Annotated in this window: 11 protein-coding genes; 7 read left to right on the forward strand and 4 right to left on the reverse strand. The window is 73.7% G+C overall.

Annotated features, from left to right (window positions below):
* The first annotated feature begins 101 nt into the window (after nt 1-101).
* The 5 genes from ABT171_RS34930 to ABT171_RS34950 all read left to right on the forward strand — a co-directional run bounded on the left by ABT171_RS34930 (nt 102) and on the right by ABT171_RS34950 (nt 7,898).
* Nucleotides 102-1,193, forward strand: a complete 1,092-nt coding sequence (locus ABT171_RS34930) for an FHA domain-containing protein (RefSeq protein ID WP_351250418.1) — start codon at nt 102-104, stop codon at nt 1,191-1,193.
* Nucleotides 1,194-1,297: 104 nt separating this feature from the next.
* A complete protein-coding gene (locus tag ABT171_RS34935; protein WP_351250419.1) occupies nt 1,298-2,761 on the forward strand; it encodes a hypothetical protein in 1,464 nt (487 codons plus the stop codon).
* Complete coding sequence (locus tag ABT171_RS34940) at nt 2,758-4,065, forward strand: hypothetical protein (protein WP_351250420.1); 1,308 nt, start codon at nt 2,758-2,760, stop codon at nt 4,063-4,065. The genes ABT171_RS34935 and ABT171_RS34940 overlap by 4 nt, the downstream gene beginning before the upstream one ends.
* Nucleotides 4,062-6,071 carry a vWA domain-containing protein gene (locus tag ABT171_RS34945; RefSeq protein ID WP_351250421.1) on the forward strand — a complete coding sequence of 670 codons (2,010 nt, stop codon included), beginning with the start codon at nt 4,062-4,064 and terminating at the stop codon, nt 6,069-6,071. The genes ABT171_RS34940 and ABT171_RS34945 overlap by 4 nt, the downstream gene beginning before the upstream one ends.
* Nucleotides 6,072-6,080: 9 nt before the next feature.
* A complete protein-coding gene (locus ABT171_RS34950) occupies nt 6,081-7,898 on the forward strand; it encodes a serine/threonine-protein kinase (protein WP_351250422.1) in 1,818 nt (605 codons plus the stop codon).
* A gap of 391 nt (nt 7,899-8,289) precedes the next feature.
* On the opposite strand, the gene ABT171_RS34955 is transcribed toward ABT171_RS34950, so the two are convergent.
* The 3 genes from ABT171_RS34955 to ABT171_RS34965 all read right to left on the reverse strand — a co-directional run bounded on the left by ABT171_RS34955 (nt 8,290) and on the right by ABT171_RS34965 (nt 10,484).
* Nucleotides 8,290-8,592: a cation:proton antiporter domain-containing protein gene (locus tag ABT171_RS34955; protein WP_351250423.1), complete on the reverse strand. Its 303-nt coding sequence runs from the start codon at nt 8,590-8,592 to the stop codon at nt 8,290-8,292.
* Nucleotides 8,593-8,844: 252 nt separating this feature from the next.
* The gene (locus tag ABT171_RS34960) at nt 8,845-9,813 is read right to left on the reverse strand and encodes a quinone oxidoreductase family protein (RefSeq protein WP_351250424.1); all 969 of its coding nucleotides are present in this window, start codon (nt 9,811-9,813) and stop codon (nt 8,845-8,847) included.
* 353 nt (nt 9,814-10,166) lie between these two features.
* Entirely contained in the window at nt 10,167-10,484 is a 318-nt protein-coding gene (locus ABT171_RS34965; protein ID WP_351250425.1) for a winged helix-turn-helix transcriptional regulator, read from the reverse strand.
* Between the two features lie 174 nt (nt 10,485-10,658).
* On the opposite strand from ABT171_RS34965, the gene ABT171_RS34970 reads away from it, so the two are divergent.
* Nucleotides 10,659-11,246 carry a carboxymuconolactone decarboxylase family protein gene (locus ABT171_RS34970; protein WP_351250426.1) on the forward strand — a complete coding sequence of 196 codons (588 nt, stop codon included), beginning with the start codon at nt 10,659-10,661 and terminating at the stop codon, nt 11,244-11,246.
* 500 nt (nt 11,247-11,746) lie between these two features.
* Here the strand turns inward: ABT171_RS34970 and ABT171_RS34975 are convergent, their stop codons facing one another.
* Nucleotides 11,747-12,367, reverse strand: a complete 621-nt coding sequence (locus ABT171_RS34975) for a TetR/AcrR family transcriptional regulator (protein WP_351250427.1) — start codon at nt 12,365-12,367, stop codon at nt 11,747-11,749.
* Nucleotides 12,368-12,430: 63 nt separating this feature from the next.
* Between ABT171_RS34975 and ABT171_RS34980 the strand changes: the two genes are divergently transcribed.
* Complete coding sequence (locus tag ABT171_RS34980) at nt 12,431-13,651, forward strand: metal-dependent hydrolase family protein (RefSeq protein ID WP_351250428.1); 1,221 nt, start codon at nt 12,431-12,433, stop codon at nt 13,649-13,651.
* Nucleotides 13,652-14,002 lie beyond the last annotated feature (351 nt).

Consider the following 14,002-nt stretch of genomic DNA (forward strand, 5'->3'; position numbering starts at 1 on the left):
CCTGAACCGTGCGCCGGGTCTGGTGCCCACGACCCAGCGGAACCGCCGTAACCGGCGGACCGGCCCGAACCCCGCGCCCTGACCTCCCGAAGGTGCCGAACATGAACGCTGTCGTCGACGTCTCGAACGTCTGCTGGTCCGACGAGATCGGACCACGATCGAAGCGCCCCCTGCTGAGCCGGCTGGACCAGGTCACCGAGGCGTGGCGGGACCGCTACGGGGCGGGCGCCGAACTCGTCCTGGTCGTCGACCGGGCCCTGCGGCACCAGATATCCGGGGAACAGCGCGCCGACTTCGACCGGCGGTGTCGGCAGGGGCTCTTGAGGGTGGTGCCCTTCGCGGATCCGGTACTGCTCTCCCTCGCCCAGGAGCGCGACCTCCAGATCGTCAGCCAGGACCGGTTCGTGGATCTGCGGCGGCAGTTCCGCTGGATCGAGGAGCAGCCCGAGCGCTTCCACGGCTGGCGCCGGGACGGGAACGGACTGCGTTTCGTCCCCAGCGGCATCGTGCCGGTGTCCGGGCAGGTCAAGTCGCGGGCCGAGGAGGACAAGGACCTCTTCATCAGAGGGCTGAAGGACCACAAGGACGTCGTGCGCTCGGTGTGGCGCTGCGCCTCACGCTGCTTCATGGCCCAGGTCTGGCCCGAGGGCCTCCTGCTGTGGCCGGAGCTGGATCGGCGCACGGGCGAGCCCGTGTGCCCTGATCCCCGGTGCGGCCGTCCCCTGGTGAGGGTGGGCGATCGCAGGCCGTCGCGCGAACTGCTCGTCGAGCGCCTCGACCTGGACGAGGACAAGGCCGTACTCCTGCGTTTCCCGCTGGAGGCCGACGGCTGCCTGGAGATCGGCCGCGGCGCGCTCACCCACGGCATCAACCTCGACGGCATCGGCCGCGAGCACCGCGACGCGGTGGCCCGGGTCAGCCGCAGGCACCTGCTGATCGAGGCGGACGCCGCCCTGACGGTGTCGGTGAGGGACGTGGGGTCCTCGCACGGCACGGCGGTCCGGCGCTGGGAGGGCCACGTCCTGGGCCGCCCGCGCCCCCTGGAGCCGGGCGAGCCGGTGCGCCTGGGCCCATCGGATCAGGTGGTGCTCGCGGACTCCGTGGCCGTACGGCTGTCCGGTCGTCGGTACAGCCCGGACGTGGTCCCGCCCGCCCTCGGCGGCGGGGGCGGGGCGAGGACGGTGCTGCGGTAGCCCCCAGGACCGGCCGGAGTTTAGCTCGCTCCAGCGGTAAATGATGAAATATGGGAACTTCGGGTATTCCCTCCACTTCCCTGACTAGGGTGCTGCGTGTGTTGGTGAGTCTGACGAGAGTGGGAGCGGCACGGCAGGCGCTGGCCAAGGGGCTCGCGGTGCAGGGTGCCGACCGGGACATGGTGATGACGGCCGTGGAGCGCCGCGGCCTTCCCGAACTGGGCGGCGAGCGGCTTCTGTTGCTGCCGCACCAGCGCCACCGGGCGGTGATGCGGCTGGTGACTCCGCCGGCCTGGTGGGGCACCCGGGCGGCGCGAGCCGAAGGATTCGACGTCCTGGCCCAAGCGATCGCCGCCGTGGCGGACGCGGCGCGGCAGGCCGGCGGGGCCCTCACCGTACCGGGCGTCTCGCTGGACGGGACCGCCGTGCCTCCGGACGGCGACCTCCACCGGCTGGAGACGACCGACCCGGTGGAACGGGAGTTGCTGTACCAGTTGCTGCGACGGCACTCACCCACGCTGATCGCGCTCGCCGGCCGGGGCTCCTTCTCCCCGGGCGGACGCCGGGACCGCATCGGGTCCCGGTGGCTGGCCGACTCCGGCGAGCACCTCACCGCCCGGGAGATCGGTCCCGTGACGGAACGCCACCTGGAGCGGGTGTACGCGGAGTTGCGCCGTCGCGACGGCATCAGCCACCTGGACCGCATGGACCTCGCGCCCGCCGAGGACGGCCGCACCGTGCTGGTCCGCTGCCTCGACGCGCAGGCCACCCTCGCCGAGGTCCGGGCGCACATGCTGCTCCTCGACGCGCTCGCCCTGCGCGCCCGCGGGCAGGCGAGGAAGGGCCAACGGCAGCGACCCGTCCGGCAGGACCTGCTGGACGACAACCGGGCCCGCGCCGTCGCCGAAGGCCTGCGAGCCGTGTTCATCGAGGACCGCCCCCAGAAGCCGGGGCGGGACCGAGACGACACGCGGAGGGGCGACACAGGGCGGGACGACGCGCGACGAGGCGGCCCGCGACGAGACGCCCCAGGGCGCGACGAGCCGCGGCGAGGCGGGCCGGCGGGGGAGCGCCGGGAGCGCCGCCGCCCCGCCCGGCAGGCCGCCCGCGCCCTCCTCGACGACCTGGTCCCCGAACTCGCCAAGCTGGACGCCACCGCCGAAGAGCTCCTGCCCCTGCTGAACCTGGTCGAGCTGCCGGGCCGGACCCGGCCTCCGTGCGGCCAGGACCTGCTCCGGCTCGACACGGCCCGCCGGCCGCCGGCCGAGACGCTTCGCGCGGGGCTGACGGACACCCGGCCGGGCGGCCCGTTGCTGCCGACGGTCGTCGCCAGCCACCCGGGAAGCGCCGCCCTCATGCTTCAGGCCTGGCGCGCGGCCCTCGCCGCGGGCGAACCGCTGCGGGAGCGCCGGGGACGCGACGAGCCGGGGCGACCGGGCCGCGCCGGACCGCGCCGCGAGGACCGGCCACCGTCGCACCGGCGCCGGCGGCCCCCCGGCAAGGGACCGGGCGCCGCTCCGGACGGCCGCCGCGACCAGGGTCAGGCACGGGGAGGGAACCAGCAGTGACCACGGCACCCGCCGAAGTCCCCGCAGGAGACGTCGAGGTCGTCCTCGACCTGCGGGAGGCAGACCTCGGCCTCACCACCGCGCAGGCCTACGGCGAGCTGTGGCAGCAGCTGGAGCCGACCCTGCTGGGGCGCCCGCTGCGCACCGGCACGCCGTTCCGCTGGGAGTCGCAGACCGGAGACATCGTCCTGGAGGTCGTCCGCTGCGGCCCCGGCGTCACGGTCGTCCGCCAGGACACCCGCTTCGACGTCGTCGCCGTGCGGGAACGCCCGGACCTGACCCGCGCGGCCTGCGCGGCCTGCGCCGGGGGCGGGCGCACGGCCTACGGGCCCTTCACCTGTGAGCTCTGCGAGAAGGAGGGACGTCCCGCCAGGCTGTGCGACGACCATGTGGTGCTCCTCGACGGGGCGCTGACCGCGACGTGCGCCGCCCACCACCCCTCCTGCAAGGAGTGCGGGCGGCCGGCGTCCTTCCGCTGCGCGGGCCCTCGGTGCGGCACCACTGAGGCCTGGTGCGACGCGCACCGCCACCCGCACCCCGCCGACCCGGACCTGGACTACTGCCCGGCCTGCCACCGACGCCAGTTCCCCGTCTGCGAGCAGGAGGGCTGCCGCGGCGCCGGCCGCGTCCGGTGCGACTGGGCGGACCCCGCGGGTACACCGTGCGGCCGACAGGTGTGCCCCCGGCACGTCCACCGCTGGCAGGCCTACGGCCACGAGAAGGTCGGCCTGGGCCTGTGCCGCGAGCACCACCGTGCCCCGCGCGCCGCGGCCCCACCCGAGCTGGTCCGGCAGATCGTGGCCACGGCCGCACGCCGCCGGGGAGGCCCCCGCGTGTCGCTGGCCCTGCTGGGCCACAACCTGCGCAACACAGGACACGGCCAACTCGCCGTGGACTACCGCGCGATCCACGCCCTGCTGCGGCGGCTCGCCGACGACCCGGGCCACGGCAACGGAGCTCGCCGCCTGGCAGAGCACGTACGCCGGGCGGAGCCGGACTGGCAACGGGAACTGACCCGGCTGGGCGACACCGCGACGGAGGGCCGTCGCCTGTTCGAGCGGCTGCGGACGCTGGTGCGCGAACAGGAAGCGGGCCGGGCGGAGATCGCGGACGCACTGCGCTTCGTGGAGTACAAAGCGCCGCGCATGCGCGACGGCGTCGCGGAACGGCGGGGCCTGCTCTTCGTCGACCTGCCGCAGTCCCTGCGCGGACGGTTCATCGGCGCCAAGGGGGCGCATGCGGCCCGGTACCGCCAGGCACTGGGCGTGGACGTGAGGTTCGAGGGCGATCGGAGCCGACGATGACGGGGACGACGACGGATCCCCGGCTGACCCGGGGTGTGGTCGTGCCGGCCGGCGGGGTGCTCGCCGGGGCCCGGGTCGGGGTGTGCGCAGCGGAGTGGGAGACCGCCGCACGACCGCCCGGTGGCGAGCGGTACCGGGTGCTGAGCCTCGGTGCCGGGTACGACGCCACGGCCGTGGCCGTCGAGGTCGTACCGCTGGCCGAGGTGCCGGCCGGACTGCTGGCGGTGCCCGAGGACCTGGCGAGGGCGACCGACTTCGACGCCGCGGCCGACCGCGCCGCCTGGCGGCTCGACGCGGCCCCGGTGGTGGAGGCGCGCTCCGTGCAGCTGGAGTCGCCCACCGAGCGCTCCCTCGACGAAGCCGGCCGGGAACTGGCCGGCACGGGACTGGCCGGACGGGCGCTGTGGGTGCCCGCCGACGATCAGGAGATGTGGCTGGAGGCCGGCTCGGTGCCCTACCGGGTACGGCAGTTCGACTCGGGCGGACGGCGCGAGGTGATCCTCGCCATCGGTGAGCGCACCGCCGTCGACCTCTTCGTGCCCGGCGCCCGCAACGGCGTCGACGTCGTGGTCCTGGCGGACTGCAGCGGCTCGATGAAATGCGAGGACATCGTTCCCTTCGCGGAGTACGCGGCCGCGACCGCCGCCACCTCCCGCTGGCGCGGCCTGATCGGGTCGCGCACCCGGCCGCCCCGGGCCGGACTGAGCCGGATGCGCGCGCTGCAGGACGCACTGCGCCATCTGCTGGAGGTACGCCTTCAGGCCGGCGGGCGGGTCTCGCGGATCGCGCTGCTGGAGTTCACCCACCGCACCCGCCAGATCTTCCCGCCCGGCGGCGGCATGGCCCAGATCGACGCGGGCACCCCGGCGGAGTCCGACCTGTTCCGCAACGCCGTCGGCGTGCTCAAGGCCCAGAACGCGGGCACCGACATCGGCAACGCGCTGCACGAGGCCGCCAACCTCCTCTACCACCATCACAAGCCGGGCAACGAGAAGCTCATCGTGCTGGTCAGCGACGGCGCGCACTGGGCGCCGAAGGGCGAGCAGGGCTCCGGCGAGGTGCTGATGGCCACCGAGGAACCGGTCAGCCTCATGGAACACCTGCACGCCGACACCGGCATCCGGCTGCACGCCATCGGCATCAGCACGCCGCAGCTCTACCAGGACTGGCTGACCCGCGCCCAGGTGCAGGACCACGTCTCCCTGCGGCCCGACCACGCGCTGCTCGCCGAACTCGTTCAGGTCGGCGGCGGTGATCCGGCGGCGATCGGCGGCTACGAGGTGCTGGACGAGTACTTCTCCGGCCTCGGCGCCGGCATGTCCCGGCGCGTCCAGGTCACCCGGGCCCGGACCGGCGGGCTCCCCGCCGAGACGACGCAGGCGCTGGACACGTGGCGGACCCGGATCGCCGGGGACGCCGGACGCCCCCCGGCACCAGACCCGGGCCACGGCCGGGAGGCGGTGCGGGAGCGGCTGTCCGCGGCAGCCGGCCGCTGCGCGCAGGCGGCCCAGGCCGCACTGCGCACCCCGCTGCTGGATCTGATGCGAGTGCGGGACGCCATCGACCGGGGCCTGGAGGGCGAGCACGGCGTGCCCGACCCCCGCGCGTTCGTCCGCACCATCGGCCGGGCGCTGCCCCAGCCGCAGTCCGACGCCGTCCCCCCTCCCGCCCAGGTGCGGCCGCACCTGCACGAGGCGGAGCGGTTCCTCGCCGGCCTCTCCCAGGAGTACGACGGTCTCACGGCCGCCGGGCCGGGACCGGACACGGCCTGGGTGGTGGCCCGCTGCGACCGACTCGCGCACCTGCTGGAGTCCCTCACCGCGGCACTGGAGACCGTTCCGGCGCCCGCCGTCGATCCCGCGCCGTACAGCGGCGGACGGCCGGAGCGGTCGCTGCCCGCCGACGAGGACCCCTACGACGTCGAGGCGGCGCTCGGCACGCTCGGCGTGGCGACGGGCGGCGTCTCCGCCCCCGCGGCGCCGGCCGTGTTCCGCCTGCGGGAATGAGGTGTGCCCATGGATCAGACGCCCCACGATCCCGGCATGCGCGTGGGCAGCAGGGAGAACCCCGACCAGTACACACTGGAACGGTTCATCGGCGCGAACGGACTGGAGGGCGAGTGCTGGCAAGCCCGGCGCACCGACCGCGCCGGCCAGGTGTCGTGGTGGATGGTGAAGATCCTCCCCGCGCAGCGCGACGACGCCGCCCTGCGACGCTGGCAGGCCCGCTGGGAGGACTGCGTGCACGCCGCGAACCTCCTGGCGATCGAGGGCCTGATCGCGCCCCTGGTCCTGGTGGGGCCGGCCCCCCACGCGCCGGGCGCCGCCGCGGACGCCCTGTGCTCCTACCTGGTCAGCCGGTGGTTCGACGGCGCGGAGCTGGCCCAGTGGGCGGCGGAAGGCACCGATCCCCTGGCGGCCGCGGCCGTCCTGGAGCGGCTGTGCTCCATCGTGGACCGGCTCCACGACAGCGGGTGGGTGCACGGGGATGTGTCGGCGCGCAACGTCATGGTGGGCCGGGACGGCTCGGTCCAGCTCATCGACCTCACCTTCATGCATCCGGCCGGGCAGCGGCGGGAGACGGTGGTCTACTCCCAAGGACACCGGGCGCCGGAGCGCGAACAGTCCCCGGGCCGACTCACCGTCGAGGGCGAGCGCTACGCCGTCGGCGCGGTGGCCAGGACCGCACTCCTCGGCCGGCCTTCGATACTGCCCGACAGCGGCGGCGGAGCCGACGCGCAGTTCCGGGAGGAACTGCTGGACGCGGGCTTCTCCGCGGAAGCCGCCGGCCACGCCGCCCGTCCGCTCTCCGACGACCCGGCGAACCGGCCACGGCTGCTGCCGTGGGCGAAGCGGCTGACCGAACTGCTGCGGGCGGGCGGGCGGCCCGCCCGGCACCGGTGCGTGGACGTCCTGACCGGGGGCGGCGGCCTGATCGTCGTCGCGGGCGGCGCGGCGGGCGTGGAATACCTGCGTGTGCCCGGACCCGACGGACCCGACCGGGCGGCGGCCGACACCGGCCTGCCGCCCGGGGACGGCGCGCCCAGGTCGGTGCGCGAGGTGGCGGCCCGTCGCACCGGCACGGGCCGACCCGTGATCGCCGCCCTCGACCCCGCAGGGACGCTGCACATCGGCACGTCCACCGGATGGAGCAAGGTACTGAGCGGTGCCGAGGGGGTCGCCGCGACCTGCTCCACCTCAGGTGACGTCGTCGTGTGGACCGCGTACGACGGGGCGCTGTTCGCGGTGCACTGCCCGGCGGAGGGCGGCGAACCGGAACGCAACCGGGTGCCCGGCGCCCCGGCGCGGCGAGTGATGACGGCCGCGCGGGACATCGACGGCAGCACCGGGGTGCTCGCCGAGGACGACGGCACCGTCGTGTGCCTGCGGCTGCGTTCGGGCCTGCCCCCCGTACGGGAGGTCGTCCCGGTCGGCCGAACGGACCGGGGGGCGCTCGCACTGAACCGGTGGGGACACCTGGAAGCTGTCCTCGCCCGGCCGGACGCGCCCCCCGTCCGCGCCGAACAGGACGCGGGGATCTGGGAGTTCGAGAACCTCCCGCAAGAGGACGGCGTCCACGACGTGACCGCCGCGGGCCACCGCGGCGGTCCCACCGTCGCCCTCGCCGGCCCGGCGGGCGTGCGGGTGCTGACGCACGGCGCCGGAGCCGCGGAATGGCACCTGCTGAGGGAGTCCGCCTCGGCGACCCGGGTGCGTGTCGCCGAAGGGCCCGGGTGGCGGTTGTGCGTGGCCGCCGTAGTGGACGGTTCGGCACGACTGTGGTTCGAAAAGGTCACCCGCAACGGCTGGGACCGCCCCGCCATCCTGGCCTGACCGGCGCGGACGGACCCGGACCTGCGTCGCCCGGTCGCCGGCGCTCCCGTCCCGCGGCCAGGCGTGCGACCGCCTGGCGTCCCTCGGCGGTGCGGTGCGGTGAGCCCCACGCGAGCGTGACGCGTTCGGCAGCGCGTAGCTGTCGGTCGCGGCCCGGTCCTGCCCGACGAGCCGGTACAGATCGCCGAGTGCGTGGGTGCGGGGCCGGGTCGCACAGGCGGCGCCGGCCGTCCCGGCGAACTGAGCGCGATCGGGCAGCAGATGCCCGTCCAGCACAGTGCGGTCCCAAGCGAGCGCCTGGACGGCTGAGGAACGGTGGGCGCGTCAGAAGTGCTCCGCGGCGTGAGGGTCCCGACAGCCTCCCGCTACCGTGCTGCTATGGCCTTTGTGGTCACGACGGCCATGAGGACCATGATCGTGAACAGGTTCGGGAGATGACACCGAGCTGGAGGCCGATGCCGAGGACGACGATCTCGGTGATCCGGCGGCAGTTCATCAGGGTGCCCAGCAGCACCGACCACCGCCAGGAGCAGCCGGCGAGTCGAGCCGCCCCGCCGGCACCGACCCACTTGCCCGTCTCGGCGACGGCCAGGATGAGTGCCGCCCAGCCCCACTGGCCGGCCGGGACAGAGGCGAGGCCGGTGCGCAGTCCGAGGTCGACGAAGAACAGCGGCAGCAGCACCGGAAGGACCACCGCCTGGAGACGGGCGGCACTGCGTTCCCGGGCCCGGCCGCCCCTCGTGCGATGCCTCGAAGGGGGCGTTCTGCCGCAGCCACCTCGCAAAAGACGGCCATTCGCCATGAGTTGGCGTCAGGCTCTTGTCCATCGTCCGGGCATGGCCGCCGCCCGAGCCGCCGAGCCGACGGCATGCGCGTCATCGATGTCCGCCCGTTCACCAGCCCGCCAGCGGCCGTCCTGTCGTGAAGGCGAGAACGGCCTGCACGTTCAGCTTCCGGGGACCAGGATGAGCTTTCCTGTCGTGCGGCGGGCGAGCAGGTCCTCGTGCGCCTGGCGGGCCTGCATGAGCGGGTACTCTCCTCCGACCAGCGGTCGCAGGCGCTGCCTGGCCGTGAGGTCGAGGAGTTGCTCCAGCGGCGCGCCCCCGGCCCCTTCCCGGACGAGCAGCGGGGTGAGCCAGAAGCCCGCGACGGTGAGACTGTCCACCGCGAGGCGGCTCGGGGCGATGGCGGAGGCGGGCTGCCGGGCAGAGGCGCCATAGGTGACAAGCCGCCCCAGATAGCCCAAGGTGTCCAGGGCGGCGTCGAGAACCGGTCCGCCGATGGCGTCCAGCACGACATCGACCGGCCGCCCGTCGTTGGCGGCCAGAACCCGCTCCCGGTAACCCCGTGCCTCGCCGTCGATCGCCACGTCCGCGCCCAGGTTCAGGGCAAAGGCGCGCTTGGCCTCGGAGGACGCGGTGGCGATGACCCGCCCGGCCCCGAACTCCCGGGCCAGCTGCACCGCGAGGCTTCCGGTGCCGCCCGCGGCGGCATGCACCACCACGCTCTCGCCGGGCCTGATCCGGGCGACCGAGCGCAGCAGGTGCCAGGCCGTCAGCCCTTGGACGAGGACCGCCAGCGCCTCGCCCGCGCTCACGCCCTCCGGCACGGTGACCAGGTCCCGCTCGGCGACCACCGTCCGCTCGGCGTAGCCGCCCTGCAGGACGTGGCCGAGGACCCGCCGCCCGTCCGCCGTCCGGCCCACGACCTCCATGCCCGGGATCCGGGGCAGCGGGCCCTTGGGGGCATAGGGGCCGTCGGGCTGCTCGCCCGCGGTTTGCTTGATATCGCCGAAGTTGACGCCTGCCGCCTCCACCTCGACCACCGTTTCAGCCGGCCCCGCCACCGGTTCGGGCACCTCGGCCTCCGTAAGGACCTCGGGCCCACCGAACCGCTCGAACTGCATGACGCGCATGCGTCTCCTCCTCGCTGCGAGGTTCTCTCCATGGCCGTCACGCCGGTATCGGACCCGGACGTCACTTTCGACGGCACTGGACTGCTTTGTTCACGCTCTTGCTGCGCGTGCGTAAACGGATCGGCGGCGCCGCGGCGGGGACGGTCGTACACGTCATCGCCCATGACCCGGCTGCCTCGCTCGACCTGCCGGCGTGGTGCCGCAGGGTCGGCCACGAGCACCTGGGCGAGACGTCCGTGCCGACCGGCTCACCTGTGCCGTCCTGCTTGCCGCCAACGCCCTGGACACCCGTTCCGATGCGCCGTGGCCCTCGCCGACCGACCGCTTCCTCCCCGCGTCCGCCGTGTGACGGATCAGGCCGACGGTGGCGGACCTGCGGTCGGCCGATCGGTCGGCTGGCGGTCGAGCTCGGCCGCCCAGCGGTCGGACCAGCGGACCAGCCCGCGGAGTTCATGACAGGCGTCCCGGCCCAGGGCGGTCAGCCGGTAGGCGCCGGCAGCGTCGCGTTCGACGAGCAGGGTCGCCTGCAGGTCGTTGAGGCGCTGCTGCAGCACGCTGGATGACATACCGTCGCATCGCTGCTGCAGCGGCCGGAAACCGAGCGGTCTGTCGCGCAGTTCCCACATGATGCGCAGGATCCACCGCCGACCGAACAGGTCGAGCGCGGCCATGAGCGGACGACCGGTGGTGGAACCACGGACCGGGCTGCGCGGGCGAGGAGTTGACGTCACGGGAGATGCCGTTCTCTTGTGCGTGGCACGGGATGGTGCTTCGGAATCAGAAACACTACCCTCCCCATGGGTGCTTCGAAATACGAAGCAGTCTCTGGGGAGGAATGCAACGCCATGGCCAGCCGGATCCCACCACTGTCGGCCCCCTATCGCGGGGAGAGCGCTGCGGTACTGCGGCGCATGATGCCGAGCGGGGAAGAGCCGATCGCCCTCTTCCGCACCTTCGCCCGCAACCTGCCCCTCGCCGAGGCGCTGCACGGCTGGGGCTCCTACCAGCTCAGCCGCCGGCTCAGCCTCGGCTTGCGGGACCGCGAGCTCGTCATCGACCGCACCTGCGCCCGGTGCGGCTGCGAGTACGAATGGGGCGTCCACATCGCCCGCTTCGCCGACCGCGCCGGCCTGACCACCGAAGAGATCACCTCCCTGACCCACGGATCCAGCGCCGACCCCTGCTGGACCGGCGAGAGTGACCGACTGCTCATCGACACGGTCGACGCCCTGCACGACGGCCACGACATCGACGACACGCTATGGGCCCGGCTCGGCACTCACTACAGCCCCGAACAGATCCTCGACGTGCTGATGCTGTGCGGCTGGTACCACGCCATCAGCTTCACCGCCCGCGCCACCAGGCTCCCGCCGGAGCCGGGGGCACCGCGGTTCGACACGTTCCGCGCAACCGACGCGCAGGACGGCCGCTGATGCGTGGGCGCTGCCTGCCCGTCGCCATCGTCCGCGCGTGCCTGCGCCAGGGCACAGGCGGGCGCCCCACGGCACCGGCGCTGGGCGGCCGTTGGGACGTTTCAGTCTTCACTGCCCGTTGCGCGGCCTGACCCACTGTCCGGCGGCCGGCCTCCAGCCGTGCAGGGTGCCGGACAGGCAGAAGCGCAGCCTGAGTCCGTGACCGCTGGGTTGCCCAGCAGCACCGGCCGTGCCCGGCTTGCTCCTGACGCGAGGAGGGATCTGACGTCCATGATCGAGTGCGTCGAGGGCTTCCAGGTCGCGGACGTGAACCCGTGATCCCGTGGTGGCGAGGCCGCGCCACCCTGCGCGGAGTGTATTCGGTCAAGGCCCCCGGATCCCTTCCGGGCTGCCGGGCCCTGGAGCTGGCAGCCCTTCGCTGACGCGCAGTGAGGGCCGGGAGGATCCGGATCGGGTGAACGGGGGCATCCGTACGTGACGGGGTCGCCCCTTCCGCTGTGTCAGCCCAGCAGTCCGGTCAGCACCGCCGTCGCCGCGCTCAGCAACTCCTCGGCAGCGGGGCCGCCCGCGGTGGTCCGGGCGAGCAGGCCCTCGCGTGCGGCCAGGATCACCTCGGCGGCCTGCTCGGCGGAAGCCCCGGGCGGTACCAGCTCCGGAAGGACCCGTTCCAGCAGCCCAGCCACCGCCGTCGTCACCGTGCGGTCGTGCGCGGCGACCCGGTCGGAGAGCTCGGATGTACGGGCGGCCAGCAGGCGGAACTCCAGGAAGAGCAGGATCCACCTCGTTTCGGCGGCCTCGACCCGCAGCAGCGCCTCGACCAGTCGCCGTGCCCGTTCTGCGGGCCCCAACTGTTCGGCCGCGGCGGCCAGGTGCTCCAACTCGGTCATCCGCTCGGCCGCCTTCTCGTCGAAGAGGGCCAGGACCAGGTCCTCCTTGGTGGTGAAGTTCGAGTAGAACGCCCCACGGGTGTAGCCGGCGGCGGTGCAGATGTCCTCGATGCTCGTCCGCGCGTATCCCGCGGACAGGAACAACTCGCCCGCCGCCGAGAGGATGCGGGCTCTGGTGTGGACGCGGCGCCGCGGAGGCCGCGGCGCGGAGGGTTGGGCGGGGGAGGAGTTCACAGTTTTACGATACATGGTGTATTCAATACGTGTCGTATTGAAACGGGGGGAAGGACCACCGCCATGAGCCGACTGCTGATCACCGACGCCCACCTGCTCCATCCCGAGACCGGTGTCCGCACGGACCCCTCCTGGATCGAGGTCGCCGACGGCCGGATCGCCGCCACCGGCAGCGGCCGCCCGCCCGGCGCCGGGCAGGACGTGCGGGTACTCAGTGCGGCCGGCGCCACCGTGCTGCCCGGGCTGATCGACGCGCATGTCCATCTGCTCGTCACCTCCCTCGACCTGGCGGCCATCGCCTCCTGGACCCCCGGATACCTGACCGTCCGGGCCCTCGCGGAGGCGGAACGGATGCTGCGCCGCGGCTTCACCACCGTCCGGGACGTCGGTGGTGCCGACCACGGCATGGCCCGGGCCCTGGCCGAAGGGCTGGCGCTCGGCCCGCGGCTCGTCCACGGCGGAAAGGCCCTCTCCCAGACCGGCGGCCACGGCGACCTGCGGCCCCTCGGGGACGACTCGGTGCCCTGCTGCGAGAGCCGTCCCAACTTCGCCCGGATCGCGGACGGCGTCGACGCCGTCCGTGCGGCGGCCCGGGACGAGTTCCGCAAGGGCGCCGCCCATCTGAAGGTGCTGCTCTCCGGCGGGGTGGCATCGCCGCACGATGAGATCGCGGCCGTGCAGTACAGCGAGGAGGAGATACGCGCCGCCGTGCAGGAGGCGCAGAACCACAACCGGTACGTCACCGCGCACGCCTATCACCCGCGCGCCATCGACCGGGCCCTGCGGGCCGGGGTGCGCTGCGTCGAACACGGCAACCTGATCGACGACGCGACCATCGCACTGCTGTTGGAACGGGACGCCTTCCTGGTGCCGACCCTGGTCGCTTACGAGCAGACGGCGAAACTCAGCAGGCAGTCCGGGCTGCCGGAGTCGTCCTACCGCAAGCTCACCGAGGTTCGCGACCACGGGCTGGCCGCGCTGGAGAAGGCCCACCGCGCGGGTGTCAATCTGGTGTACGGCAGTGACCTGCTCGGGCCGCTGCACTCGGCGCAGCTACAGGAGTTCACGCTGCGCGCCGAGGTCCAGCCCGCCGTGGATGTCATCCGCTCCGCCACCAGCACGGCGGCCCGCCTGCTCCGGATGGAGGGCGAGATCGGCACCCTTGAGCCGGGAGCCCACGCCGATCTCCTCGTCGTGGACGGTGACCCGCTCGCGGACCTGACCGTCCTCACCCGCCCCGAACGCCACCTTCGGCACGTCATCAAAGCCGGTTCCGTCGTCTGAGAAGGCTTCTCGGGCGGTGGGACGCATGGTTCTCCTCCGCGAACGGGAGCGGAAGACCCCCCGCTTCACCGCCGGGATGAGGTTGTCGTAGCGAACCTGCCCGGCCGCCCCCGCCCAGTGCGGTCAGCGCGCGGACGCATCCTGCGAAGAATGCCTGCTGACCGCACGGGTGGGGGATGCGGTGCACGGCCTTGGCGGGGTGGGCCGGCCGGGAGGCGAACGGGTGCCGGCCGGTGCGCCGGCCGGCCAGGTCCACGCAGTAGACGTCACCGACGCCCACCTCGGCATCCGCATCGCGGGCGTTGTGCCGGGTCGCGCATGCAGCGACCGCCGCACCCACTTGGGCCGTGA

This window comes from Streptomyces sp. NPDC001851 (genome assembly GCF_040297165.1).
Taxonomy (GTDB): Bacteria; Actinomycetota; Actinomycetes; order Streptomycetales; family Streptomycetaceae; genus Streptomyces.

Excerpts from the sequence above, each read along its gene's own strand:
- ABT171_RS34930 (WP_351250418.1), top strand. The coding sequence starts at position 102 with ATGAACGCTGTCGTCGACGTCTCGAACGTCTGCTGGTCCGACGAGATC.
- ABT171_RS34945 (WP_351250421.1), top strand. The coding sequence starts at position 4,062 with ATGACGGGGACGACGACGGATCCCCGGCTGACCCGGGGTGTGGTCGTG.
- ABT171_RS34950 (WP_351250422.1), top strand. The coding sequence starts at position 6,081 with ATGGATCAGACGCCCCACGATCCCGGCATGCGCGTGGGCAGCAGGGAG.
- ABT171_RS34960 (WP_351250424.1), bottom strand. The coding sequence starts at position 9,813 with ATGCGCGTCATGCAGTTCGAGCGGTTCGGTGGGCCCGAGGTCCTTACG.
- ABT171_RS34965 (WP_351250425.1), bottom strand. The coding sequence starts at position 10,484 with ATGGCCGCGCTCGACCTGTTCGGTCGGCGGTGGATCCTGCGCATCATG.
- ABT171_RS34970 (WP_351250426.1), top strand. The coding sequence starts at position 10,659 with ATGGCCAGCCGGATCCCACCACTGTCGGCCCCCTATCGCGGGGAGAGC.
- ABT171_RS34980 (WP_351250428.1), top strand. The coding sequence starts at position 12,431 with ATGAGCCGACTGCTGATCACCGACGCCCACCTGCTCCATCCCGAGACC.